Annotated in this window: 24 protein-coding genes and 1 pseudogene; 15 read left to right on the top strand and 10 right to left on the bottom strand. The window is 47.0% G+C overall.

The features are described 5' to 3' along the window. Position 1: 1 nt before the first annotated feature. Positions 2 to 1,678: a GIY-YIG nuclease family protein gene (locus tag PHH59_RS05380; protein ID WP_300012356.1), complete on the bottom strand. Its 1,677-nt coding sequence runs from the start codon at positions 1,676 to 1,678 to the stop codon at positions 2 to 4. Between the two features lie 123 nt (positions 1,679 to 1,801). On the opposite strand from PHH59_RS05380, the gene PHH59_RS05375 reads away from it, so the two are divergent. After that, entirely contained in the window at positions 1,802 to 2,143 is a 342-nt protein-coding gene (locus tag PHH59_RS05375; protein WP_300012353.1) for a hypothetical protein, read from the top strand. A 133-nt stretch (positions 2,144 to 2,276) separates the two neighbouring features. Further along, positions 2,277 to 2,438 (top strand): annotated as a pseudogene (locus PHH59_RS16910) (hypothetical protein); the annotation flags it as partial. Here the strand turns inward: PHH59_RS16910 and PHH59_RS05370 are convergent. Together PHH59_RS05370 and PHH59_RS05365 are read right to left on the bottom strand one after the other, a co-directional pair. After that, entirely contained in the window at positions 2,428 to 3,363 is a 936-nt protein-coding gene (locus PHH59_RS05370) for a hypothetical protein (RefSeq protein WP_300012350.1), read from the bottom strand. The pseudogene PHH59_RS16910 and the gene PHH59_RS05370 overlap by 11 nt on opposite strands. A gap of 5 nt (positions 3,364 to 3,368) precedes the next feature. Further along, a complete protein-coding gene (locus PHH59_RS05365) occupies positions 3,369 to 3,692 on the bottom strand; it encodes a four helix bundle protein (RefSeq protein ID WP_300012397.1) in 324 nt (107 codons plus the stop codon). A 766-nt stretch (positions 3,693 to 4,458) separates the two neighbouring features. On the opposite strand from PHH59_RS05365, the gene PHH59_RS05360 reads away from it, so the two are divergent. The 13 genes from PHH59_RS05360 to PHH59_RS05300 all read left to right on the top strand — a co-directional run bounded on the left by PHH59_RS05360 (position 4,459) and on the right by PHH59_RS05300 (position 15,301). Beyond that, positions 4,459 to 4,614 carry a hypothetical protein gene (locus tag PHH59_RS05360; RefSeq protein WP_300012347.1) on the top strand — a complete coding sequence of 52 codons (156 nt, stop codon included), beginning with the start codon at positions 4,459 to 4,461 and terminating at the stop codon, positions 4,612 to 4,614. 193 nt (positions 4,615 to 4,807) lie between these two features. Continuing rightward, a complete protein-coding gene (locus PHH59_RS05355; RefSeq protein ID WP_300012344.1) occupies positions 4,808 to 5,038 on the top strand; it encodes a hypothetical protein in 231 nt (76 codons plus the stop codon). A 1,222-nt stretch (positions 5,039 to 6,260) separates the two neighbouring features. Further along, a complete protein-coding gene (locus PHH59_RS05350) occupies positions 6,261 to 6,881 on the top strand; it encodes a hypothetical protein (RefSeq protein ID WP_300012341.1) in 621 nt (206 codons plus the stop codon). 427 nt (positions 6,882 to 7,308) lie between these two features. Further along, on the top strand, positions 7,309 to 7,605 hold the full coding sequence (locus PHH59_RS05345; RefSeq protein WP_300012338.1) for an HGGxSTG domain-containing protein: 297 nt from the start codon (positions 7,309 to 7,311) through the stop codon (positions 7,603 to 7,605). Positions 7,606 to 7,757: 152 nt separating this feature from the next. Next, positions 7,758 to 7,940: a hypothetical protein gene (locus PHH59_RS05340; protein ID WP_300012335.1), complete on the top strand. Its 183-nt coding sequence runs from the start codon at positions 7,758 to 7,760 to the stop codon at positions 7,938 to 7,940. Further along, a complete protein-coding gene (locus PHH59_RS05335; RefSeq protein WP_300012330.1) occupies positions 7,933 to 8,109 on the top strand; it encodes a hypothetical protein in 177 nt (58 codons plus the stop codon). Before PHH59_RS05340 ends, PHH59_RS05335 begins: the two co-directional genes overlap by 8 nt. Beyond that, complete coding sequence (locus PHH59_RS05330) at positions 8,091 to 9,080, top strand: tyrosine-type recombinase/integrase (RefSeq protein WP_300012327.1); 990 nt, start codon at positions 8,091 to 8,093, stop codon at positions 9,078 to 9,080. The genes PHH59_RS05335 and PHH59_RS05330 overlap by 19 nt, the downstream gene beginning before the upstream one ends. A 136-nt stretch (positions 9,081 to 9,216) precedes the next feature. Next, positions 9,217 to 9,477, top strand: a complete 261-nt coding sequence (locus tag PHH59_RS05325; RefSeq protein WP_300012324.1) for a hypothetical protein — start codon at positions 9,217 to 9,219, stop codon at positions 9,475 to 9,477. Between the two features lie 548 nt (positions 9,478 to 10,025). Next, complete coding sequence (locus PHH59_RS05320; RefSeq protein WP_300012321.1) at positions 10,026 to 11,168, top strand: helix-turn-helix transcriptional regulator; 1,143 nt, start codon at positions 10,026 to 10,028, stop codon at positions 11,166 to 11,168. Continuing rightward, complete coding sequence (locus tag PHH59_RS05315) at positions 11,168 to 11,719, top strand: DNA-binding protein (RefSeq protein ID WP_300012318.1); 552 nt, start codon at positions 11,168 to 11,170, stop codon at positions 11,717 to 11,719. The genes PHH59_RS05320 and PHH59_RS05315 overlap by 1 nt, the downstream gene beginning before the upstream one ends. A 127-nt stretch (positions 11,720 to 11,846) precedes the next feature. After that, a complete protein-coding gene (locus tag PHH59_RS05310) occupies positions 11,847 to 12,350 on the top strand; it encodes a DEAD/DEAH box helicase (protein WP_300012315.1) in 504 nt (167 codons plus the stop codon). Then, positions 12,347 to 13,942: a helicase-related protein gene (locus PHH59_RS05305; protein WP_300012312.1), complete on the top strand. Its 1,596-nt coding sequence runs from the start codon at positions 12,347 to 12,349 to the stop codon at positions 13,940 to 13,942. The genes PHH59_RS05310 and PHH59_RS05305 overlap by 4 nt, the downstream gene beginning before the upstream one ends. Positions 13,943 to 13,948: 6 nt before the next feature. Further along, positions 13,949 to 15,301 (top strand): DNA-processing protein DprA, encoded by a 1,353-nt coding sequence (locus tag PHH59_RS05300; RefSeq protein ID WP_300012309.1) that lies wholly within the window; start codon positions 13,949 to 13,951, stop codon positions 15,299 to 15,301. Between the two features lie 98 nt (positions 15,302 to 15,399). Here the strand turns inward: PHH59_RS05300 and PHH59_RS05295 are convergent, their stop codons facing one another. The 7 genes from PHH59_RS05295 to PHH59_RS05265 form a co-directional block, all read right to left on the bottom strand. Further along, positions 15,400 to 18,636, bottom strand: a complete 3,237-nt coding sequence (locus tag PHH59_RS05295) for a type I restriction endonuclease subunit R (protein WP_300012306.1) — start codon at positions 18,634 to 18,636, stop codon at positions 15,400 to 15,402. Positions 18,637 to 18,766: 130 nt separating this feature from the next. Then, entirely contained in the window at positions 18,767 to 20,176 is a 1,410-nt protein-coding gene (locus PHH59_RS05290; protein ID WP_019864240.1) for an ATP-binding protein, read from the bottom strand. Further along, positions 20,173 to 21,537: a restriction endonuclease subunit S gene (locus tag PHH59_RS05285; protein WP_300012301.1), complete on the bottom strand. Its 1,365-nt coding sequence runs from the start codon at positions 21,535 to 21,537 to the stop codon at positions 20,173 to 20,175. The genes PHH59_RS05290 and PHH59_RS05285 overlap by 4 nt, the downstream gene beginning before the upstream one ends. After that, on the bottom strand, positions 21,524 to 22,627 hold the full coding sequence (locus tag PHH59_RS05280) for a PDDEXK nuclease domain-containing protein (RefSeq protein ID WP_300012298.1): 1,104 nt from the start codon (positions 22,625 to 22,627) through the stop codon (positions 21,524 to 21,526). The genes PHH59_RS05285 and PHH59_RS05280 overlap by 14 nt, the downstream gene beginning before the upstream one ends. After that, positions 22,617 to 24,185 carry a class I SAM-dependent DNA methyltransferase gene (locus PHH59_RS05275; RefSeq protein ID WP_300012295.1) on the bottom strand — a complete coding sequence of 523 codons (1,569 nt, stop codon included), beginning with the start codon at positions 24,183 to 24,185 and terminating at the stop codon, positions 22,617 to 22,619. The genes PHH59_RS05280 and PHH59_RS05275 overlap by 11 nt, the downstream gene beginning before the upstream one ends. Positions 24,186 to 24,318: 133 nt before the next feature. Then, a complete protein-coding gene (locus PHH59_RS05270; RefSeq protein ID WP_300012292.1) occupies positions 24,319 to 24,540 on the bottom strand; it encodes a hypothetical protein in 222 nt (73 codons plus the stop codon). Positions 24,541 to 24,711: 171 nt separating this feature from the next. Continuing rightward, a complete protein-coding gene (locus PHH59_RS05265; protein ID WP_300012289.1) occupies positions 24,712 to 25,428 on the bottom strand; it encodes a hypothetical protein in 717 nt (238 codons plus the stop codon). Positions 25,429 to 25,648 lie beyond the last annotated feature (220 nt).

Here is a 25,648-nt window from a genome sequence, read left to right as displayed (position 1 = left end):
TTCATCTTGGTGGATTTATGTTGCAGTTTCGGTAATCTTGATCTGACATTACTGTCTTATATTCACAATTTCTAAAATCAAATGTTTTTGCCTCTTGGCTATTGTTGTTATCAGTAGCGTTTTCTTTTACGCTCTCAGCAACAGCCTTTTTAAAATGATCCAGCATTTTGATAACTTCGTCAGCCGTGCCTTTTTTTATAATCCTTTGGTAGTTGTTTTTTGTTTTTTGGGGGAGTGAGGCAATCCATTGACCAAACCTTATATCATTCATTATTTCTTCAAAATAAGGATGTGCGGCTATTATCTTTGCAAAATGAGCTTCTTTAACGGCGGCATTGATATTTTCAACACAATGGCTAGGATAATCATTTAATTTTTCTTGTAATTGCGTTGTGACTTGTTGGTAATAAAAGAGCCCAACCTCTTCTTGTGTTAATTTAGGATAAGTAGAATTAGCAGAACATTTACAAAATTCGTTTAGTTGAGCGTCCGAATACATTGAGTTTCCAGAATTTGCCCGACTGTTTTTAAAGCAAGATTCTGTATAGCGGTTTAAAAAATTTTCGTATGACACTTTTTGTGCTGGCTGGGCTGTTTTCGTTGTATGCAAGGGACTTGTCGCCATTACAGGGGCATTGGGTATTTGGTTGGGTTTTCCTGGACTATTATCCTTGCCAGATATTGCCGTAATAATGATAACTGCGCCAACAATAATTACCCCTATCCCTATATAGTTTGTACTTTTCTCTTCTGTCTGTTTTTTTTGTGCCGGTTCTACATTAACCGCACTGCTTACTTTTGGCGAGTAGGGCGAATTTATTTGGGCATTGCATTTCGGGCAGTGCCATTTAGTATCATAGGACGCCAGAAGCTCTTTTTTGCGCTCAAATCTTATGGTATGTTTGCAATTTATACAGGTGGTTTCGCGTGACCTGATGTCAGCAAGGTCATATTCCATTTTGTAGCCTAATGCCAAATATGGCGCGGATTTCCTTTGTTTTTCTTCGGCACTTTCTTTCCAAAAATGTCCGACAATAAAAGCCGAAATTATTGAAAGCATTACAGCACCACCAAGCTTGTTCTCATCAAATAACAGTGCAAATAAGAAAAATGCAATGGCTAAGCTCCACCACCAATAAAACCAAAAAGAAGGGGTAGGGAATTCTTGCTCAAATCTTTTCCCATACGCTTCCCTAAGCTTTGTTTCTTCGGAAAGTAGTTGGGCTTCTACAGAAGCCTCCCTCTTTTGCTGCTCAAGCAATCGTTGTTTTTGGACTTGTAATCGCTCTTGTTCGGCTATTTTTTCTTGTTGGAATGCTTCCGCTTTGGCTCGGTCGGCACTTTTAAATTCTTCGTATTTTATTTTTATGTCAGTGTCGGAAGCGGCTTGTTTAACTGCCACAATAGCTTCTTCAGGGCTACACCGAAAAAATTCATTGCCCTTGTCCCAAGCGTTGCCTACCCGTAAGTCTTTAAGAGACCTGTGGGTTGCTTGCTCAAGTTGGTAGGGCTTTTCAGTATATGCTTGATAATCGACAACATAGCCAGGTATTGCACCAGCATGTTCGAGTTCTTTTAAGCGTTTTTCTGGTTGTTTTGTTGTATGGCCAATTTTCACAATGTTTGGCGCATGGGGATTGCTAAGCACATAAACCCATCCATCTCCGGTTTCACTCATCCCTCGCCCCCCAAGTTCAAAAAGGTTTAAGCGTAGCCACCTTCAACCTATCAGTCAATGTAACAAATTGGCAAGAGCTTAAAAGATAAGTACTATAGCTAATTTTACTTAGCGGGTTTGGGCATGAAAGTATTTTTCACCGTGTTACTGTTGCTGTCATCAAGCTATTGCTATTCCGGCGAGTATAGCGATTGCATCCTTGAGAATATGAAAGGCGTTGTTACACGGTATGCCGCCTATCAGGTAAGACTGGCATGTAAGGAAAAAGTACTACCTTACGTACCAGCTAAATGTTTGCTTAAGGATGACAAAAACAATACGATGCCAGCTACAGAAAATCCTTTTGATACGTTTGACCGAATGGATGCTCTTGATATACTTTTATCAAAAGGAAGGGAAGACTGCATAAATAGCTGCCTAAATGCTTCATATTGGTCAAAACACTACGGCGATTGTAAGCAATAGATTTACCTATATCTTTGTTAATTTGTTCCCTGCAAAAATTCTATTTGGTTGAACCAAAAAACTTTTTTAGAAAAGGTTCTGTGTAATAGTGCAGAAGTGCAGGAAACGTCTGTAAGCCACGCCGTTATAAGGATGTGGTTATGGAATTTACACTTGGCCTGACGGAAGTCGCTATCAAGGCCAATGGCAAGATAACAATAAAAATGGCGAGGGCGCAATATTTGCCTCTGATGGAACTATCCAAAGGGCTGGTTTTTGGCGAGATGGTGAAATCACTGAAATTTCTAACTCATAACCGCCAAGCATTCATTAGATGTTTCTTTGTTCGGACAGCCCATCATTGCGGCTCTAGCCCTTACTCGCCGCTCGCCATTCGCTACTCGCCCCATCACATCTGGAAACTCCAAAAACCAATGGAAAAAGCGTTTTTTCAAGCCGATAGCAAACGCTTCCGCGACCGCTTGACCTTGCGGTGTTTGTTGTCCCTTCAGGAAACGGCGGTATTCGGCATCGGTAATCAGCTTGTGTTTATTGGCGTTGGTTTTTTCGATATAAAACTGGGCAATCGGCATCGCGGCGATTTCGGTTAACGTCCAGGCATCTTGGCTTTGGCTGAATTCCTGAAAGCGGTGTTTTTTGCTGTCGATTTGGTCTGGGGTGTGTTCCGGCAACAGCGACAATTCCCGCCAACGGTTAAGGATGCTCTCGAGTTGCTGCTCTATCACCGGATCGAACACCAGCAATTGCCCTGGTTTGCCGCGTTCGGCTTTATTTTTCTTTCTGAACAGGGCGGCAATGTCTTTTTCATCGCCGGGTTGGGTTTTAAAGGCTTCATCGGGTATGCCGCGTTCCAATTCCTCGCGTCTGGCGAAACCGACGATGGCGTTGCCGCATTTGATATGGTGGTCGAGAAAATTCAGCGGTTCGCCGGGGTTGTGCGCTTCCAGCCACAGCGCGACTTTGCAAAGCTCCACCGCCAAGGGATTTAAGTCCACGCCGTAAATGCACTGGCGGATAACATTGCGGATGGCGGCACGGAAGGCGGGCGGCGAGGGTTGTTCTTCTCCCGTGCGCACGATAGCCAGTTCGGTGGCTATGCGCCGTGCGGCGGCCAGCAGGATATGACCGGAACCGCAGGCAATATCGGCGACGCGCAGGCTCAATAACGCTTGCGCGGCGAGTAGGGAGTAGCGAGTGGCGAGCGGTAATGCGTCCCACAATTCAGCTAATTGGTTTTGCGTAAAAGTGAGCGGTGTAGGGCCAGCATCTGTTTGCCTAAAATCGTCGCTTCCGTTAGTAGTGGCTGCACTGCTTCTGTCGTGCAAAGACCTACCCGCTGGCTGAGCAACAAATGGGTTTCCAATTCCCGGAGACTGCCGTTCGCTATCCGCAGAAACTGTTGAAATTCCTTTGTCGAACGCCTTGCCCACCCCTCGGCTATGTTTGCCGGAATGGACGCTGCCGCGCGGCGAATCTGGCTGGTCATGCCAAACAATTCGTCCTTTGGATAACATTTCGTCAATGTGTAAGCGGATTCGGCCAAATTCATCGCCCGCTGCCAAATTTCCAGATCCTGATAAGATTCCATAAATCTCCTTTGCAAAAAAACCGCGTTGTTCAATGTCGAGGTTTTGCCAATCACCAACAGATACTTTTCGTGCTGACTCTAATTTGTCGGCAATTAAATAATCCAGAGAATGCTTGATGAGAGGTTGAACCAGTTCGTCCGGCGTGTAATGAGAACCCGTAGCTGAACGCTGGTCGCCTTGTTTAAAACCAAACTCTATGTTGGCGAGCGGCGAATGGCGAGTAGCGAGTGGAAGCTCTTCTCCATTTACCACTCGCCGCTCGCTGCTCGCCACTCGCCATATCATCGGTTGATATTCCAATAAGCCTTCATAGACTGAGCCGAATTCTTCGACATTCAGCGCGGCGTAATTGACGCGCAAGATTTGTTTGTTGTCAGGGTGTTGATAAAGGCTTAAGGCGCGTAAGCAACCCAGCAAGACATCATTACCCAAATTGCTTTGCCCAAGGATGGCTATGGCTTGCGGACTGAACAAATCGCCCGCTAACGGTGCTAAACCCAATTTGTGGGCGGTGGTTTCCGATTCAAAGAGTTCAAAGGTGGTGAGCAGTGATAGCCAAAGATCGTGGTGACGCGGGTCTGCCAGATGGCGTTTTTCGGCCAGGCGGCGCAAGCGTTGCAGGCTGTAGTAGTTTTGGAAAATGTCGCGGTGCTGAGATTTTGCGTTGCTGGGAAAGACCAGGCCGCGTTCTTCGATGACCATTAAGAACAACAGGCGGTAGATCAAATGCAGCAAATAGCTGTAGTAGGTTTCGGCGGTCAGTTGTCCTGTGTTGATTTGGTTACGGAGCGCGTCGTTATGGGGATGTTGCAGGAAACCGTTGGCGAAATCTTTAATGGCCTGTTCGACGGCTTTGCTGAGTCCTTCGCGTATGCCGCTTGAGGCATCGCGCCAAGCCAGAACGCGACACGTCCGGGTTGATGTATGTTTTAGTGACATAAAGCAAGTCATCCAGAGGCAGATACAAGGTTTCACGCAAACCGGCCACAATCGCCCCGGCAACCGCTCTGTCCATAGACCCCCTTGAGGGGCGTTGCCCTGCCTCTGTCCATAGACCCCCCTTGTGGTGGCATCCTTGCAGTCGTCTTCCAGCTCCGTTAGGGTGGTGTTTAAGGTATGGGCGCGATGTGAACGGTCTTCGGTGTCCTCGCGCTGTTGCCATTTCCTCGCCGTGCTACGGCTAATGTTGTACCGCCCGGCCAACTTCCGGCCTGACAGTGCCGAATCCTTGATTTCTTGGCGGATTATGGGCGTTGTCCTTGCTTGGGAATGGATGTGGTGGCCCATGTGCTTGTTTCCTGTTTAGCAGTCTGATAATGCTCTTGTAAATACGCTTTTGCCCGGAACAACGGTCAGCTACGGATGGGTATATGATCGTGCGGAACTATACACCTACAGTGTGAGCGAAGCACAAAAGCGCGTAGGCTGTTGTCGGGGCAAAGCGCATGAAGCATTCAAGGAGCTAGAAGCGCACGGGTTCATCAAGTTGATGCTGGAAGGTCACTTTAGCAAGCAATTAGCCCGAAAGTGGCGGCTTACTTTCAGAGAGTATCACGACCAGAAAGCCACGGACGAATGGCGAAACTGGAAACCAGAAAATTAAATTGCTTGTTCATAATATGAACAACTCATGCCGTATAGTGAACAGGTGTTCATAATATGAACGTATTTTTAAATGAATCAATAGGTTACGATTATTAATTTTAGCATTCAGTGTTCACTATGCGGGATGTACCTATTATTTACCATACACACCTGTTTTAAAAAGCAGCGACAAAGGCTTTGAGGGCTATTTAAACTTGGATAATCGACAGGCGCATGATTATTGAGTCGCTTGGCTAGGGTTACTGGCGAAACCAAGCGCGGGATGAATGTAACCGTGTCGGATTGCCTGAGTGCCTACCAGATTAAGAAACGGCGTGACGGCGGGGATTGATGCGATTGGTAGTTGTGCAAGTTGTTGATTTTGTTGGACGGGATTATTTATCCCGTCTATATCAATCAATGACTTAGCTTTTTTGCAATACGAACTCCAGTGCGCTTTTGATGACCGCACACAAGCCGTAAGTTACTGAAAAATAGTGCCTTATTGGCAGCGTGGACGCTTTCAAATCCCTCCCCGGAGGAGACATTTCAGCAGCGGGAAAAGTGGTCAAATGATAATTCGGAATTATCATTTGACCGTCTGAGCGTTTACCGGATAAAGAAACGGCGTGACACTGTTTGATAGTCGTTTCATAAACAAAGAGGAGTGTTTTGACGTGGGTAAAAGCGAACTCGGAGTTCGCTTTTGATGACCGCGAACAAGACATAAGTTACTGAAAAATAGTGCATTTTTTGCTGAGGGGACGCTTTCAAATCACTCCCCGGAGGAGTGATTTCAGCAGCGGGAAAAGTGGCTAAATGATAACTCGGAGTTATCATTTGACCGCCTGAGCGTTTACCGGATAAAGAAACGGCGGGAAGCCATTTAAGATGTTAAACGTGTTACCCTGTAACCTGTATTTAATATATTAAACAGGTGAATCATGGCATACGACGGCACGGGCAGCATTAGCGAGGCGGTGGCGGCCTTATATGGACTATCCCCAAAGAGTTCGGCACAGATTGCCGGGTTAATCAAACTGGCAAAAGACGGCCTAGGCATAACCAGCAAATCCAAACGATTGCCTGATAATGGCAAGCTGGCGATTTACCGCTGGCATTACGAACACTTAAGTTCTGTTCAAAATGTTAAACAGCGTGAGTCTAGCGAATCTGGCGCGTTGCAATCGGTGGCTGATGGCGTTATTGGCAATAGCCAACCGATAGGCGAATCCCAAGCACTACCCGCCGCCAATGCTGTTCAAAATGTTAAACAGAACGTACCCGCCACGTTTGCCAATGATGACCGCGACAACTTAAGGCCAGATGATTATGGGCAAGTTCATTTTGCCGTCACCTTTAGCCACCAAGGGCAACCTAAGCGTACCACAGTGATGCTAGAAGGTTACTTTGTGAAAGCGTTACAGCGTAAACATGGCATGGACAACAACGCGGCAATCAGGGCATGGATAGAACAGGCTATTAAAGCCGATGGCGTAAGGTTTGATAGTGCCATGCCGCTAACAAAACAAGTTAAGCGCATGATGATTGAATCGTTTGTTTAACATGTTAAATGGTTTGCCCCAAACCAAACCCACACGGCTTAGGGGGCATGAACCACAAGCACAGGCCGCCTCATGTGATAACGTAACAATCACAAGATGATTCATATCTGAATGATAAACAAATTCAAGGCATTACCACAACCAAACCCAAGCACAGCACGGGATTGGAAGACATTTACCACAGGCAGAAACTAGGCGTAACGCCGTGTTAAGGCGGCATGATGTAATTACCGCATCTTTAGATTCAGAATACAACGACAGGGAAAATAATCCCGTTCCTATTCAACCCCCTGCCAGTATGATGTGAATTAAATAACGCAACAGGAAACCCAAGCACGGCGCGGCTTGTAGAGGATTTGAGCCAATAATAATTCACAATTTAGTACGCGATTGCTGAACACAAAACCCACCAGACGGAAGCAACCCCATGAATAACAGAACGATGGAAAAAGCCCGCAATGCCCCACGGTGCGGCGCAAAGGCCAGAACCACTGGCAAGCCCTGCCAATGCCCCGCCATGCCTAACGGGCGATGCAGGATTCACGGCGGCAAGTCCACGGGCGCACCGAGTGGCAAAGGGAACGGCAATTACAAAAATGGCAAGTACACAAAGCGGCATAAGGAACTTAAAAAGGCCACCCAAGCAATAAAGGCCGCGATACGGCAAAACGACCACGACAAGGCGGACAGACTGATAGACGGGCTAGAAACGATGCTGGAGTGACCAAGCGGTTAAGACTGGCACAAAGGATGATAAAGAACGCCTTAACTGGATGCCTGAAATCCGGCAACGGTTGCGGTAATTGATGGTGTTTTATTGTAGTTATTTCTAATACAATAGTGTCCAGTCATTTATTAATCAAAGGTGTATATTCTGTGGCAATCAAATCAAGCACATTTGGCAGGGTTGAACTCAGCGGCAAAGATGCGGCGCGGTTTGTCCAGCATATCAACGAAGACAAGCCGAACCCGTTGGCATTGGCGGCTCTGGCGCGTGGTCGTGCCATCAGCGAAAAAATCAACAAAGGCGAAGCGTTTAAATTAAAGCGCAATGCCTGATTCCGGTTACACCATCCGCAAACTTGAAGCATCCGATACCGTCCAAAACTTCAAGACTGGCAACCCGTCATTCTTGCCGCTAAAAACCTTCCTGCAAAAACAAGCCAAGCAATTCCAGCAATCCAGTGTTGCACAAGTGATGCACGAAAAATGGCACAATCTGCACTAACTGGATTGGCGCAAGGTATCAACCCCACCGAAAAAAAGCGTACTGATAGGATCAAGAAGATGACCTTATCAGAATTGATGACTAAGTACATCGAACAAAAAGGCTTAAAATTAAACTCAGGTACAGCAGCCGACTATCAGAAAAAACTTAACGAGGGTTTTCCCGACTGGCTGGATAAGCCCGTTAATACAATCACCCGAGAAATGGTGGCTGCACGTCACAAGAATTTACCCGGCAACAGCATAACCAAAGATAACAAAATGCGCATACTTCGTCTTTTGATGCGTTATGCACTGGCATTAAAGATTATCGAGGAAAGCCCGACCGATATACTTAAAAAATCAGAGTTGGCTTTATGGAGCAAGCCTACCCGCAAGAGTCGAATTATTCCCGTTGACCGTTTAAAAGATTGGTATGAAGCAGTGTTACAACTCACCAACCCTAAAGCAAAAACTTACCTGTTGCTGTTGCTTTATACAGGATTGAGGGCCAATGAAGCACTGCACCTGGAATGGAAAAATGTAGATTTCAAGAACGACAATCTAACCGTCATGGACACAAAAAATCACAGCAACTTCACAACCTACATTCCCATCCAATTAAAACCCTACTTGCGAAATCTGTTTGAAGTGACTGGAGGCAACTTATATGTATTTCCTGGCGACAATGCCGATGGCGTGATGGCAATTCCACGCTGGCCTTTAGATCAGGTTACTTTAAAAACAGGTGTGGAATTCAGCAGTCACGATCTTAGGCGAACCTTTGCCACTATTGCCGAAGCATCATTATTGCCTGAAACAATTATTAAGCGACTCTTGAATCACACTACCGACAACTGTGTAACAGGTGGCTACATTCGCACCGAAGCCAACACCATGAAACAGGCCATTGATCGTATTGCCGGTTTTATTCAAGATCACGTCAAACCTGATAATCAGAATGTTGTTGCCTTAAAAACAGCCCACCAATAGCGAACGCAGCTATCTGATTTTTGTAACACTGCTTAATCAAGTCTAACCTGACGGGGCGAAAATCGGACACCTTCAACTGGTTGGTTTTGAAGGCCACATTTGAATGAATGTAATGTATATGCCCAGGAAACCGATTGTGGAAATTTGCAAGAAAACGGGCATTGAATTTTCAAACCACGACCTAAAACGAACCTTTTTAACCATTGGCGAAGCGGCAATGATACCGTTCTCTTTATTAAAAGCGCTGGCAAACCACAAAACGGATAATGACGTGACTGGCGTGTTCGGCGGCTATTTCAACCCTGAATCCAAAACTCTTAAGGCGGCAATGTGGAAAATTGCCGACTATATTCAGTCTCATGCGGTGGCAACTGGAGACAATGTTCATTTTTTGTAAAAGCGAGTGGGGAATAAGCAGCAATACCAGATCAAAAAATCCATCGCATCGGTAGCTCAGGCACATTGAAAGTGTGGGTGAAATTGAATCGCCGATGCCCTTTGATTGGTAAAATGTATGGTGCATAGCTAAATCGCAAATACCCCACGATTTTCTTGAAAAATACCCAGCTTTACTTTGTTATGAGTTTTTCGTGGTTATGCCTAATATTGAAATCACTCTGACTTTAACCTGCAAAAGCTGTAATACCTTCAATAGAACCAAACCAATCCTGCCCAATAGAAATTTGATCGGCTGGTTAATTCAACAAAGCTGACGACCATCAAACCAAAGAGAATGAAAACATAAAGCCTCTAGGTACGTGCTTTAAAAATTTTACCCATCAAGTCTTTGTAGTATCAAATTGATCATGGCGATATAGATGAACGCCTCTCTGGATTCGGCAGGAATGAAACCCAAAAAGCTCAAAGAAATTATCTGAAAATAATTTTTTCAAGCCTGCCCCTAATAAAACTTGACAAAACTTGACTCCAAAATATACTTGGCTCATGCAAAAAAGACTCAATACAAAAAATACTCAGAAAGCCATTGAATCGGCGGGGCTTACTCAAACCGCAGTTGCAGATAGGCTTGGTGTTTCTAAAGAAGCTGTTTCTCAGTGGCTGAATGACAAGTCATTTCCGCGACCAAATAAATTACTTCAACTAGGTAAGCTGCTAAATCTCTCCATCCACGAATTAGTAATCAAAGAAGAGCCAAACACTCCCAAAATCGCCTTTCGCAAAATGAAAGGTACTAAAACCAAGGATCATCATATCGAGAAAGCCCAGGAAATAGGGCGATTCTTACGACAATTGGTTCCTTTTTTACCATTCGATACATTGGAAATGCCGCCTGTGTTCAAGTCACCGAGTTGTGACTATGAATTTCTGCGAAAGGCCGCTGCGAAAGTTCGGGAAGACATTAACTTGGGCTCGACCGATACCGTTGACTTTAATCATCTGATTCGTCGTTTTCGCGAACTCCAGTCGGTCGTTGTACCTGTATTGTGGGGTAGTAAGCAGCGCCATGAGAACGCTATCCATATTTATTTGCCAGACTCTCAGAGTACCTGGGTATACCTCAATCTCGATACTAATATCCATGATTTCAAATTTTGGATGGCGCACGAGCTGGGTCATTGCCTGTCACCTAACTTAGAAGGTGATGAAGCCGAAGATTTTGCCGATGCCTTTGCAGCAAACTTGTTGTACCCCCATGAATTGGCAGAGAAGGCCTATACCAGCGTCATGCGGCAAACTTCTAGCGCAGCAAAAATTGCCCATGTAGTTGCCCTTGCTGATGCGCAAACCATTTCGCCGTATACCGTGATTGGACAAATCAATAATTATGCGGCTCATGCGCTTCAACCGGAAATTAGACTAAGCAACGCTTTTCACGGTGCAGTAACCAACTTCAACAAGAAATATCTTAATCTAAGCGACGCACTATTTGGCGATATAGAGCTGGACGATGACGGCAAGCCCTGCGCACGGGATTATATTTCCAAAGTCGAGCACGCATTCGAAACACCATTTTTTGACCTGTTGCGCCACTATTTAAAGCAACACAATAAAGGCCCTGGCTTCGTTCAGACTGTATTGGATATGCCACTCCTAGATGCACGGAGTATCCACACAGAGTTGAGCTGATGCCGCAGTCAAAAATACTTGTTGATACCAATGCTTATCTTAGGCTGGCCAAAACCATTCGCCCCTTGTTGTTCATGCCCTTTGGCGATAACGAGTACTGCTTATACATCCTCCCTGAGCTCAATGAAGAGCTAAAAAGCCACAAACTACAAAACGCCTTCTATTGGGTGACAGAAGATGAATTCGCAGAGAATCGCCAGCACTTTCCAAACATTGGTCAAAAGCAGAAGAAAGCCATCGCTCAAACGTTCGATTACCTGTGGGACTATGTGCAAACTGATCTGCCGGGCCCCTCTCGAGTGGATGCTCTATATTTAGCCTATGCAATTGAGCTGGACATCCCGGTAGTCACCGATGACCAGGATATGACCGCTCTGGCCGGTGCGTTTGATGCCAAGGTTATGCCCACCTTAGAACTGCTGAAAATGATGCAGGACTGCGGTCACACCGATTTGAAGACCATCAAAGGGCTTTGCGATTATTGGCGGCACATCGGAGACCGACCCGCCAACTTGGAAGCGGACTTTAAACGCCTCTTCTCTGGTCAGTAATTGACCTATAAATAATCAGCTTAACAAATGGATAATTGAGACGTTTTATAAATAAAACGTGTTGAATTCTTTGTGTTTTTTCGTAATCTGAGCACTTGCCATTTAATATTAAGAAAACTACTAAACCATGAATCGAGCCAATGCCGAACAACTCTTAAAAACCGCCTTAGCCAACCCTTCTGTCCAGTTCCGTGAAGGTCAATGGGAAGCGATTGATGCCTTGGTTAACCAACGGCAAAAATTGTTGGTGGTGCAGCGCACCGGTTGGGGCAAAAGCTCAGTGTATTTTATCAGTACCAAAATTTTTCGTGATCGAGGCATGGGCCCTACCATTATCGTGTCGCCTTTACTTGCACTAATGCGCAATCAGATTGAATCGGCGCAGCGTTTAGGCATTGATGCGGAAACCATGAATTCGACTAATCGAGATGATTGGCAGTCCGTCACTCAGCGTATTTTGAACAATCAGGTAGACTGTCTTCTAATTTCCCCCGAACGTTTGGCGAATGATCAATTCGTAGAAACAGTGTTGCAACCAATTGCTGATCGTATTGCTTTAATGGTGATTGATGAGGCGCACTGTATTTCCGCTGGGGTCATGACTTTAGGCCCGACTACCGTCGTATCGTGAATATTCTGCGCCAGTTACCGGCCAATACCCCGGTTCTGGGTACCACAGCTACAGCCAACAACCGAGTTATTCTGGATATTCAAACTCAGCTGGGCGATATTCAAATCCAAAGAGGGCCGCTGATTCGTGAAAGCTTGAAGCTGCAAAATATTGTGTTGCCCGATCAGGCATCGCGTTTAGCCTGGTTGGCGCAAACTATTCCACAATTACCCGGCACAGGCATTATTTATACACTTACCACGCGTGATGCCGAGCAAGTAGCTGAATGGTTAGTGAAAAATGGAATTGATGCCAAGGCCTATCACGGCAGTATTGAGGCGGTAGGCTTCGACAACAGCAATGTTTACCGCCAGCATCTGGAGGATTTGTTGCTGAATAACCAGATGAAGGTGTTGGTTGCCACTACCGCTTTAGGCATGGGTTATGACAAGCCAGATTTAGGTTTTGTGATTCACTATCAGGCACCTGGCTCGATTGTGGCTTATTATCAGCAAGTGGGACGTGCAGGTCGTGGGATTGAAAATGCTGTGGGTATTCTAATGTCTGGCAAGGAAGATCATGATATTCATGAGTTTTTCCGCCATTCCGCCTTTCCTTCCGAAGAACAAGTAAATGAAATTCTTGATATCCTAGAACAGGCCGATGGCCTAAGCATTAGTGGAATCGAAGAACGAACTAATCTGCGCCAAGGACAAATCGAAAAAGTGCTTAAACTGCTGAGTGTTGAGAGTCCCGCACCGATCATCAAACTAGGCAGCCAGTGGCGTAGAACGTCCGTGACTTTCGTGATGGATCAGCAACGCATTACCCACCTTACCCAACAGCGAGAGCAGGAATGGGATGAAATCCAGCAGTACCTTACGCATAAAAGTTGTTTGATGAGCTACTTACGCCAAGCATTGGACGATACGAATGTCAGCGATTGTGGCAAATGCGTGTCATGTTTGGGTCAGCCTGTCTTAGAAATCGTTATTGATCACATGCGTACGCACAATGCGGCCAGTTTTTTAAAACATGCGGAAATTCCTATAGAGCCCCGTAAGCAAATTTCACAATCGAAAGCATTTACGATATATAAGTTTCCATACAGATTAGGTAATTTAGCTACTCAAGAAGGGCGTGTGCTATCTCGCTGGCGTGATGCTGGCTGGGGTAACCTAGTTGCCGATGATAAGAGCAACAACCATTTTCGTAATGAATTGGTAGATGCCGTAGCCGAGATGATCAGACAGCGCTGGAAACCTGATCCTTATCCTACCTGGATATGTTGTGTGCCGTCTATGAATCATACGCGGTTAGTACCAGATTTCGCTCAGCGATTAGCTACCAAGCTCGGCATTCCGTTTCTTAACGCAGTGACCAAAGCCAAAGCGAATCAACCACAAAAGACCCAGCAAAACAGTTTTCACCAATGTCACAATTTGGATGGCGTCTTTGCTATTCATCAACCTGTCCCGAATGGAGCTGTATTGCTGGTTGATGATATTGTCGATTCAGGTTGGACATTGACAGTAATCGGGGCATTGTTACAACAAGCAGGCAGCGGTATGGTGTTTCCTGTTGCCCTGGCTTCCACTTCAATAAAAAACTAAAGATAGATGAATTTATCACCAACCGCACAAGCCACATTGTTGCTGACCAGTTACTTCACTAAGCCACAATTTGACGCAGAAAAGCCATTAACGAACACTGAATGGGGACGATTTGCACTGTGGCTAAAGAACAAAGGCGCTACTCCGGCTGATTTGTTATCGGGGCAGCCAGACGAGCTGTTGAGGGGCTGGTGCGACAATAAAGTCACCATTGAGCGCCTTTTGGCGTTGCTAGAGCGGGGTCATAGTTTAGCACTTGCTGTAGAAAAGTGGCAACGTGCTGGTTTATGGGTGGTAACTCGCTCCGATGCCGTATACCCGAGGCGCTTGAAGTCACGCTTGAAGACCGATGCACCTCCTGTGTTATTCGGATGTGGCAACAAAGAATTGTTAAATACAGGCGGAATTGCCGTTGTTGGTTCTAGAAATGCTTGTGATGAGGATTTGAAATTCACGCATGAGCTTGGAGCCAAAGCTGCTACTTGCGGGACTGGTATTATTTCTGGTGGTGCGAGAGGCGTGGATGAAACAGCTATGCTGGCTGCGATGAATGCCGGAGGTAATGTGATTGGCGTGATGGCAGATAGCCTGCTGAAAGCGGCGACGGCCTCAAAATGGCGCAAAGGGTTAATGGATGGCAACTTGGTATTGGTATCACCGTTTTACCCAGAAGCAGGCTTTAATGCTGGTAATGCCATGGCACGAAACAAATATATTTATTGCTTGGCAAATGTTTCGCTAGTCGTTCATTCTGGCGCAAAGGGGGGAACCATTAATGGTGCGGAAGAGAACCTGAAAAAAAAATGGGTACCGCTATGGGTAAAGCCGACCAAGGACACCTCTGCGGCTAATAGTTTGTTAGTTAATAAAGGTGGCTATTGGTGCGCTGAAAATATTGAACAACTTGAACTATCTTCGCTTACTGAAGTAACTTCATTAAATACAGTGAATACTTCAGAAAACCAAAATGACTTGTTTTCGCAGACTGACGACCAACCGGATATCTTCTCAGATGTTATTGGTGAAGCGGAGCCCCTGACTTTAAAAATCACAAGTACGGAATCGCAGTATGTTTTGGACATTGAGCCAGAACCCAAGTTAACTAATTCCGATAGTGATTCAGAGGTCATGCAACAAGTTTATGAAGTAGTAGATTTTTATCAGTTATTTCTCAAAGAGTTACTTCGACTTACAAAAGACCCTTTAACAGCAGTAGAAATTATTGCGCAAACCCAATTGCATAAGTCACAGGTTGCTGAGTGGCTTAAGCGGGCTACTGACGATGAGCATGTTAAGAAGCTCAATCATCCGGTGCGTTATCAACGACAATTGACTCTAACTAGAAATCTACTGTCTTAAATGATCAATGACCGATAAAAATATACCGTGTTGAGGATACCCTGATGAGATTCGTAGCTACCTGCAGATAATAGTAGTTTGCACACAACCAACCAAGACTAACCCCATTCCGCACTCAAACTCTCCGCCTGCTCCAACACCAGTTGTACGGCTTCTTCCTGTTTCCCTGGCGGGTATTTGTATTTGCGTAGTATCCGCTTCACCATCAGCCGTAAGCTGGCCCTTACGCTTTCGCGCACCGACCAATCGACGCTGACGTTTTTGCGTAAATTCTCAGCCAGTTCATGGGCGATTTTTTTCAGGGTCTCGTCACCGAGTTCACGGACGGATTCTTCGTTGTTCGCCAGGGCATCGTAAAAGGCCAGCTCATCATTGTTAAGCCCCAAGTCAGCGCCGCGCTCCGCCGCTTCCTTGAATTTTTTCGCCATCTGGATCAGCTCTTCAATCACCTGTGCGGTTTCAATAGAGCGGTTCTGGTAACGGAGGATGACATTGCTGAGCAATTCCGAGAATTTATGTTGCTGGACGATATTGCTGGCGAAACGGGCTTTTATTTCGCCTTCCAGCAAGCGTTCCAACAGCTCCACGGCAAGGTTGCGTTCCGGCAGGTTGCGGACGTCGTTGAGAAAATCCCGGTCAAGAATGCCGATATTGGGTTTATCCAAGCCAACGGCGTTAAAAATGTCCACGACTTCTTCTGAGACGACCGCCGAGCCGATGATCTGGCGGATAGCCAGTTCGCGTTCTTCATTGGTTTTCTTTTTGCCGCTGATCTCTTTCTTGGTCAGCAACACTTTAACAGCTTGGAAAAAAGCCACTTCTTCCCGCTCAGCCTTGGCTTCATCCAAGGTGCAACATAACGTGAAGGCTTTGGACATCGCCAGGGCGGTATCGCAGAAACGCTTCTTACCTTCTTTGATGCCCAGCACATGGTTGGCGGTTTTCGCCAATATGCCATGACCACCCGTTAAGAAACCGCTGTAATCAAAGCCATGCAACATGGCTCGAAGAATATCCAATTTTTCTTCCAGTACCGCGTAGGCTTCATGGGCATCAACGGTGGGGCGGCCTCGGCCTTTGCTGGCGGTGTATTCTTTTAAGGCTTCTTTCAAACTGTTGGCGATGCCAATGTAATCGACCACCAAACCGCCTTGTTTGTCGCGGAACACGCGGTTGACACGGGCGATGGCCTGCATCAGGTTATGGCCTTTCATCGGTTTGTCGATGTACATGGTATGCACACAGGGTGCATCAAAGCCCGTCAGCCACATATCGCGGACAATCACCAACCGTAACGGGTCGTCTGGATTTTTAAAACGTTTCTCCAAGCGTTTTTTGGTTTGCTTGGAATAGATATGCGGACGCAACAAGGGTTTGTCGCTGGCGGAACCCGTCATAATGATTTTGATGGCGCCATGTTCTGGATCGTCATCGTGCCAATCTGGGCGGAGGGCGATAATGGCATTGTACAAATGCACACAAATTTCCCGGCTCATCGCCACGATCATGGCCTTGCCGGATTGCGCCTGGCTACGCTCCTCAAAGTGTGCTATTAGGTCAGCGGCAACTTGCTGGATGCGCGGTTCAGCGCCAACCACTTGCTCTAGTGCCGTCCATTTGCTTTTCAGGCGGGCTTGTTGGTCGTCTTCCTCATCTTCCGCCAATTCATCAACTTCTGCGTCAATGTCCGCCAATGCGTCTTGTTTCAAACCGAGCTTGGCTAGGCGAGATTCAAAGTAAATCGCCACCGTCGCGCCATCCTCACGGGCTTGCTGCATGTCGTAAATGTCGATGTAATCGCCGAACACGGCGCGGGTGTCGCGGTCTTCGGAGGACACGGGCGTGCCGGTAAAGGCGACAAAAGTGGCATTGGGCAGTGCATCGCGTAAATGCTGGGCATAGCCGACTTGATACACCATACGTGGTTCGGCTGCCATTGCTGCCGATGGGGTTTGCGTCGCGCTTGTGCCCGAAAGGGTATACCCCGACACCTCATCGTCTTGTCGGGTCACGCTGGCGCTAACCCGACCTACAGTAGAGACAGTCTTAATTTTCGCGGCAAAACCGTATTGGGTGCGGTGCGCCTCATCGGCAATCACCACAATATTTTGGCGGTCAGACAACATGGGGAAACTGTCTTCATCTTCGCCTGGCATGAATTTTTGGATGGTGGCAAAGACAATGCCGCCGGAAGGCCGATTGGCTAACACGCGCCGTAAATCTTGGCGGGTTTCGACTTGCACTGGTTGCTCGCGCAGTAAATCCTGCGCCAAGGAAAATACCCCGAACAATTGCCCGTCCAAATCGTTGCGGTCGGTAATCACCACAATCGTCGGGTTTTCCATCTCCGGTTCGCGCATCACACGGGCGGCGAAACAGGTCATGGTGATACTTTTGCCCGAACCTTGGGTATGCCAGACCACGCCGCCTTTGTGCGAACCGCCCGGACGCGAGGCCGCAATCACTTGGACAATGGCAGTCCGCACCGCGTGGAACTGATGATACCCCGCGATTTTCTTGACCAACGTGCCGTCATCTTCAAACAACACAAAAAAGCGCAGGAAATCCAACAAATAAACCGGAGCCAAAACCCCACGCACCAGCGTTTCCAATTCATTAAACTGCCCCAACGGATCAAGCGCAACACCGTCTATGGTGCGCCATGCCATAAAACGCTCGGTATCCGCCGACAGCGAACCCATCCGCGCTTCCGTACCGTCCGAAATTACCAGCACTTCGTTATACTGGAAGACATCGGGGATTTGCTCTTTATAAGTTTGCAGTTGGTCAAACGCTTTCCAAATATCGGCGTTCTCATCAGCCGGATTTTTCAGCTCCAGCAACACCAGCGGCAAGCCGTTGATGAATAGAATAATGTCAGGGCGGCGGGAATATTTTGCCCCCTTGATGGCAAACTGGTTGATTGCCAGCCATTCGTTTTTCCCTTCTCCCTCTGGGAGAAGGTGGCCCGAAGGGACGGATGAGGGTGTATCCCAATCCACCAGCCGGACAAAATCGCCGCGTGTTTCGCCGTCTTGTTGATATTCAACAGGCACACCGTTGACCAATAAGCGGTGAAAATGCCGATTGGCGGATAACAACACAGGCGTGTCCAGATTCAACACCTGTTGCAGCGCATCTTCACGCGCGACCAATGGCACCAAGGGATTCAGGCGATTGATTGCCCTGCGTAAACGTTCGACCAATACCACCTGAGCATAATGGCTACGTTCAGGTGCGACACCATCAACGGCAATGTCCGGGCCATAAATAGCGGTATAGCCAACATCCGCCAGCCAGCTTAGGGTTTCTTGTTCGAGTTGGTCTTCGGTCATTTCGAATTTTCCATCTGCATTTAATTGATTAAAACCCAATATACGTTTTGCTTTAAAACACTTAACTATTTGAATTATTATGTTTTTTATGTAAAAACAATAGGTGTCGCGATTTGCATTAAAACACTCTTTATGCCCAAAAAGGCAAATAGCGGGCATAGCGGGTTGAAGTGCTATCAGACTCGTCGGCTTTGATTAAACCCGCATCTTTGGTTGCTCCAATCACCAATGAAACGGTCGCCGCTTTCGACTCCAGCAGCTTGAACCGTTCCCTTAGGCTCTGGTTGGACATACGATGGTTGCTCACATACTGTAAGCAGCAATGTTGATAACAAGCCCGTATACGATCCGGCTTGCTCATGTCGGCAAAATCCTGATGGGCAAAAAGTATTGCAGTTGTCCGTGTTTCACCGACACGAAAATCTGGGGCCGGCAGTTGAAAAACCTCGGCAGCATCAATGACCTTATCGATCCCGCTACCTTTTTCTTCACAAATCCCCATCCGCCGCATCAAATCAGCCAACCGCTCATTACGGGATCGATACTCGTCGATAAAACGCTCCACTTTAATCGATGGCAAACCGGGGTTGGATATTTCCAGGCGGTCGGCATACATTTCTATCATCACCGACGTGCCTGAGGTTTGGAAATCCTGGTGGATCAGGGCATTGGCAATTAATTCACGAATGGCCTGGCGAGGGAACATCTTCACTTCTTCGCGTACCACCTGTTCTATGTAACGGTTTTGCGGCGCAGCGGAATGCACAAAATCAACCAAACTCTCGAAACCGACCGCGTAGCCTTTAACCCCTGGTTTATCCTCACGGGTAACCAGTTTGTTGATTCCTTCGTAAATCACTACACGCGGCGACTTGCGTGCCAATTCTGGCGAGAAGCTGTCCAGACGTTTAGCCAGCATAATCGCCGCCAGATGGGTTACCAGCCAACCCTCTGAACCCTCAACGATCAAGCGTTCTTTAGCCAAACGTGCCAGCACACCTTCACGGGAAGTGGGATAAGGTAGCCCGATTAATTCAAAGAAGGATTGCGTATCCAAAAGCGCAACCACCTCGTCAGCCGTCACATTTTGCTTTGCCGGTTGCTCAAACCAGTCCGGTGCGCCTTCCGCTAAAATTCGGCGCAATTGATCAGAACTCATAGGGACCAAGTCTTCGCCAGCCCTCATCAGATAAGCACCTTCCAAGTGAAGCGGTGTTCCTACAGGGCGGGGAGGAATTTCAAACACCAACACCCTGCCATCTGGGTGCTGCAATTCAGTTATTTCAACCCGAAAACCCAGGGTTTCCAGAATCCTGGCTTTTATGTCCCCCAGATTTTGAAACGCTTGAGTGCCAACGATTTTGCGGGGCGGCTTGTCCGTGACACCCAACACGAGATGCCCGCCGCTTTCATTCGCCAAGGCCACGCAATAACGCAACAATTTAGCCTTGTCGAATTGCTGCTTGGCTTCCTTGAATTCGAGATGTTCATTTTCCCGAGGCGTGCTTAACCAATATGTCAACGTATCCAATGTAATCATGTGGTTTCCTCAAGCATGGCCTCGGCATCGGGCAAGCGTAATTGACCGGAGATTAGGCGGGGGAGTAGGGTGTCGCGGAGGGTGGTTAGGGTTCTGATTTGTTTTTCGTTTTCTATGATTTTGGAGTCTAATGGTGACGCAATTTCATCAAAGATTTGCATAACATCAGGTGTTGGTTTTATTACTGGCAATCCTTGAAAGTCCTTTTTGTTGATTGATCCAAATACTGTTCCTTCAGAATTAAACAAGTGAAATCTTGTCTGTAAACCTCGCGCGGTATAAAAAGCAAAGCTTTTATAATTTTTCGAGTGTCGCAGCCCTGCAACTCCACGACCTAAACAACATTTTTCCATAGCCATGTTTACGTCACCAACAGGCGCACGGACGCTAACTAAAACATCGCCAAATTCGGCTAGTCTTGTGGGTGCAGTACAAAAAATTCGTTGTGTGGGGAATCGAAAACCGAAATCTGTTCGGCCTTGATAAAATGGAATTCCTTCGCCTGATTCATTATAAGTATGACCTGGTGGTGATTGCCCCATAGTCAAAATAAAGGATTCTTGAACTGTTGATAGTTTCCAGCCATCCGGCATTAAGCCCAATTCAGATTCCTCAAAACTATCTGGAAACAGCGCGGCGGTGGCTGCATCCATGCCTTCCGGTTCGCGACCTTGCTGTTTTGCGTGTACGGGGTCAAAATCCACAAACCACGATTTGAACAGGGCTTGGGCAATGGCTTCTAGGGTAGTGTTGGTTTCGCGTAGTAGGGTGATGCGGTCGTCTAATGCTCCCAGTATCGTAGCAATTTCCTTTTGATGCACTAACGGAGGAATAAGCAATTCATATTGCGGAATTTCTCTACACTTCAAACTATCGAAGACAGCACCAACATTAATGTATTTTTTAACTTGTTCCCACCAACCTGGCCCACGAATTAGCCAGCGCAAGAATTTGGGATTGACTGTTGTTCCATCAGCACGAAGAATTACCAAGTTTTGGCCTATAGCACATTCAAGCCCTCGCGGTACAACGGCACTATCACCTGAGTTGCAACGACGCACAACAATTACGTCGTCTTCTTGTGGCTTAAGTTTTTTTGTCCAATCCAAATAGTCTGATTTAGAAATCAGACGAACACCTTCAAGTGTTATGTGTCCATTTTTTAATTGAGGAATTGCTATATACGGGTAACCTTCATCTGCATGAGACGGTGTTCTATGGTCGCAATCAATTAGAGAAACCCCTGCATTTTTTAGTGTCATTTTCTGCCATATTAATTCAGGCGCGTAGGTCGTGTTTGTAAAGCCTAACATGACATTTTCCGCCACATCCGCCTCTGTTTCATTCTTATTCTTTACCATCAGAATCCCCCATTTCTCCGCCCAGTTCCGCTTCTATTTCGGCAATGCTGGGTAAGTTGCTTGCAAGCGTTTCCGGCAGTTCACGCATAAGCTGGTATTCAGCCACGCCGATGGGTTTGTCGATGCCGCGCAGGGCGTACTCGGCGATAGCACGGTTTTTGTCCTGACAAAGTAACAAACCTATGGTGGGTTGGTCTTGCTCATGTTTGAGTTTGTCGTCCACCAAATTACAGTAAAAATTGATCTTGCCCGCATATTCTGGCTTGAATGCACCGCGTTTGAGTTCAATCACCACGAAACAGCGCAATTTCAGATGGTAAAACAGGAGGTCGATATAAAAATCGTCTTCACCAACCGAAACCAGATATTGCCGACCGACGAATGCGAAGCCTTGACCGAGCTGAAGCAGGAATTTTTCCACATGCCGTACCAGTCCAGTTTCGAGTTCACGCTCGTGAAAATCGTGTTCCAGGGTGAGGAAATCAAACAAATAGGGGTCTTTCAGGGTTTGCTGCACAAGATCAGATTGTGGTGCCAGCAGTTGGGTGCTGAAATTGGTCACTGCTTGGCCTTGCCGCAAGTGGGCACGGGTCTCAATTTGCATCGCCAAAATGTTACGGCTCCAGCCGTGCATTAGGCTGTACATCATGTACCAGCAACGCTCCGATGGAGCTTTGACTTTTTCTAGCAACAAGGCGTGATGCCCCCAAGGAATTTGCCAGAGTAGGTTTTCGCCATCCATTAATGCCACAGGCTGTGGCATTTTTAGCCCGTGTGTTTGTGCCACAGCCTGTGGCACAAAGTCTTCAGGCTTTGTATAAGCGCGGTAAAAAGCCAACATGCGTTTGAGGTTACGTTCGGAAAAGCCTTTAAGTTCGGGCAATTCGTTATGCAGATCAGCAGCCAGTTTGGGGATTATCCCGGCTCCCCAGCCTTCTTGCTGTTGGCGTAAGTCCAGTATTTGACCGATTTCCCAATACAGGTGGATGAGTTCCGCGTTGACCGCCAACATGGCGCGAACTTGAGCCGCCTGAATTCGGGTCTTAATGTCAGCTAGCAGATGGCTATAGACAGACAGGTCAGAACTCATAACCTAAGCCCCCTAATTTCTGGCGTATCAGTTGATCCAGTTCTGCACCCTTCGCCATTTGCTCGCCCAGCTTTTCGGTGAGCTTTTGCATTTTGTCGGCAAAAGCTTCGTCATCGTCTTCAACGGCTTCTGCGCCGACGTAACGGCCTGGGGTCAGCACATGCCCGTGTTCGGCGATTTCTGCCAGGGATACGCTGCGGCAAAATCCGGCAATATCGGTGTAAGCTTCACCTGTGGTGCTGTCGCCACGCCATGTGGCGACGGTGTTGGCGATGCGTTCGATGACTTCGTCGGTAAATTCGCATTGGACGCGGCTAATCATGCTGCCTAGTTTGCGGGCATCGATAAACAGTACTTCACCTTGGCGGGTGCGTTTTTCTTTGACCAGAAACCACAAGCAAGCGGGGATTTGGGTGTTGAAGAACAGTTGTCCGGGCAAGGCGATCATAACTTCGACTTTATCGGCATCGACCATGGCGCGGCGGATGTCGCCTTCGCTGTTTTGGCTGGAACTCATCGAACCGTTGGCAAGGACAATACCGGCGCGGCCTGTGGGTTTGAGGTGGTGGAGCATGTGTTGCAGCCAGGCGTAGTTGGCGTTGCCTTGCGGTGGTGTGCCGTAAACCCAGCGCGGGTCGCCTTCCAAGCTGCCGTGCCACCAGTCGGAAATATTGAAGGGTGGCCCAGCCAGAATGAAGTCGGCTTGTAAATTTGGATGCTGATTATGTGTGAAGGTATCGGCGGGTTCTTTGCCTAAATTAAAGTCAATTCCATGAATTGATAAATTCATTGCTGCCAATCGCCACGTCGTTGGATTAGCGTCTTGTCCGTATATTGATAAGTCCCCCTTCTTACCGTTGTGAGAATTTGAATAAATATTCGATAACACGAGAGTGCTGCCTACACCACAACAGGGGTCATAGACCTTGCCTTGAACGGGCGCGAGTACCGATACAAGCAACCAATCGACACTTCTCGGTGTGTGATCGTCTCCGCCGCGTTTGCCTTCGGCACTGGCGAACTGGCCTAGAAAGTATTCGTACACTTGCCCCAGTAGATCACGGGCGTGGTTTTTGGCGGTGTCGGCGGATTCACCAAAGCCGATTTGCGAGATCAGATCGACCAATTCGCCGAGTTTGCCATCGGGCAATTGCACCCGCGCATAGCGTTTGTCGAGGATGCCTTTCAGTTTGGGGTTTTCGCTTTCAATCAGCGACAGCGCATTATCAATGCGTTTGCCGATGTCAGCCTGTTTGGCTTGGGCGCGTAGACTTTCCCAGCGGGCGGCTTCAGGCACCCAGAACACGTTGACTTCTTTGTAATAGTCACGGTCTTCGAGTTCGGCGTTGATTAAGTCAGGGTCGGCATCGTCCAGATAATAATCGTCCTGGCTGTCGGCAAATTTGCGCGTGAGTTCGGCGCGGCGGGTTTGGAAAGTGTCGGAGATGTATTTGACGAAGATCAGGCCAAGGATGATGTGTTTGTATTCGGCAGCGTCCATATTGGCGCGGAGTTTGTCGGCGGTCGCCCACAGGGTTTTCTTGATGTCTTCGATCATGCGTTATGTGCTAGCAATGTTGGATTTCTCTAAAGCCGCATAATATATCACTTCGTTGGGTTCGGCTGGGAAAACGGATTTTGGAGGCTATTTATGCGATTTAGGGCGGCGGATAAATACGATACGGGAAAGGTTAAAGCGGGTTTTCGGTATTGGTTGCGATAGGGGTTTTACTAAACGGCCTAGGTGGCTTGCCAGGCTTGCCCATTAACTTCCACAACACACACAATGCCAGCCAATAATCATAGCGGGTCTTATCGGTAAGGCTACGGTGGGCTTGCCAAAAATTAATGATATGCCGCTTGCCGAGCCGCGCCAAATCCCCAACGGGTTCCTGGGTTTCCACCCATTTCACAAATCGGCCTGCCCCGTAAAGTGTTGCACTTCCAATAACTAAACTGGTGTGTACGCAACGCTTGCTGGCGACAGTAGCCTGCTTTGGATAACCCAGCTTGCCATTGCGCGATGTGTTGCCGCCGTCCTAGCTTAGGAATGATGCTAAAAATTGAGCGATTACCCTTACCCTCTAATGAATAGAAAAAATCAACCCTTTTCCTAGGCCTATCTCCAGAGAACATGCTTCTTTTCCACAAAGGCTATTGGCGTAGTTGAATTGCCTACGCGACGGGCTACGTTCACTAGCAAAAACCACCACAATGCTTTTATAGTACCCGCCATATCCATTTTCACTAAAATGGCGGTTAAAATTGTCAGCCAGCGCCTTGGCCGCTTTATCGTATACAGCATTTATTTGGGATTTACCTTTAATAGCCAGTTTGGCAGTGACTTCTCTCCTGAGTTGATCAAGAAGTATTTTATGATCTGGCGCAAACAAAAATTCTCTCCAGCTTTCCCGTACTGTTGAAAAATCAAAAGCGACAGGGACTGATAAATCCAACTTCGGCACATGGATAACCACCGTATCATTTTCAATATCCAGTTTTAGCCCGCTAAGGTTTACGAAATACTTGTAATTCGCAACCAATGAGAGCGTCACTGAACTGTCACCGATAGGAAACCCCATTAGGTTAGTGTATTTTTCAATTGTAAATTCTTCATTGGTTATCAGTTTAGCGACAACAAATTCATCCTCACCGCTGATGGCAACAAACTGGCTAAAGCTTTTAGTCACTTCTTGGGTGTTGATAAGGGACAGCTTGCCATTAACAAATAGCCAAATAATGAAACCACCTGCTAATAATAGGAGAGAAGCGATGAAGGACATGCTTAAAATGGGGCGCATTTACTTATCCTGGGTATTAAAATAGGAGGAAAGCTAAGCTGCCTCCTTATTGGTATGTCGAATTAAAAATCAATGCGCTATTGCTAACCCTGATTAGCCAATTTAAGTCACTTTGGTTTTCCAGAAGCCTAGGAACGAGCAGGAAATAACTTGAGCAACTTAATAAAATTGTCGCTTCAGGAATGGCACTATAATTCCATTGTCTCAGATGCTTATCAAA

The sequence above is a fragment of the Methylovulum sp. genome, from assembly GCF_028687615.1.
Classification (GTDB): Bacteria; Pseudomonadota; Gammaproteobacteria; order Methylococcales; family Methylomonadaceae; genus Methylovulum.
This window is presented reverse-complemented; position numbering and strand designations above follow the sequence as displayed.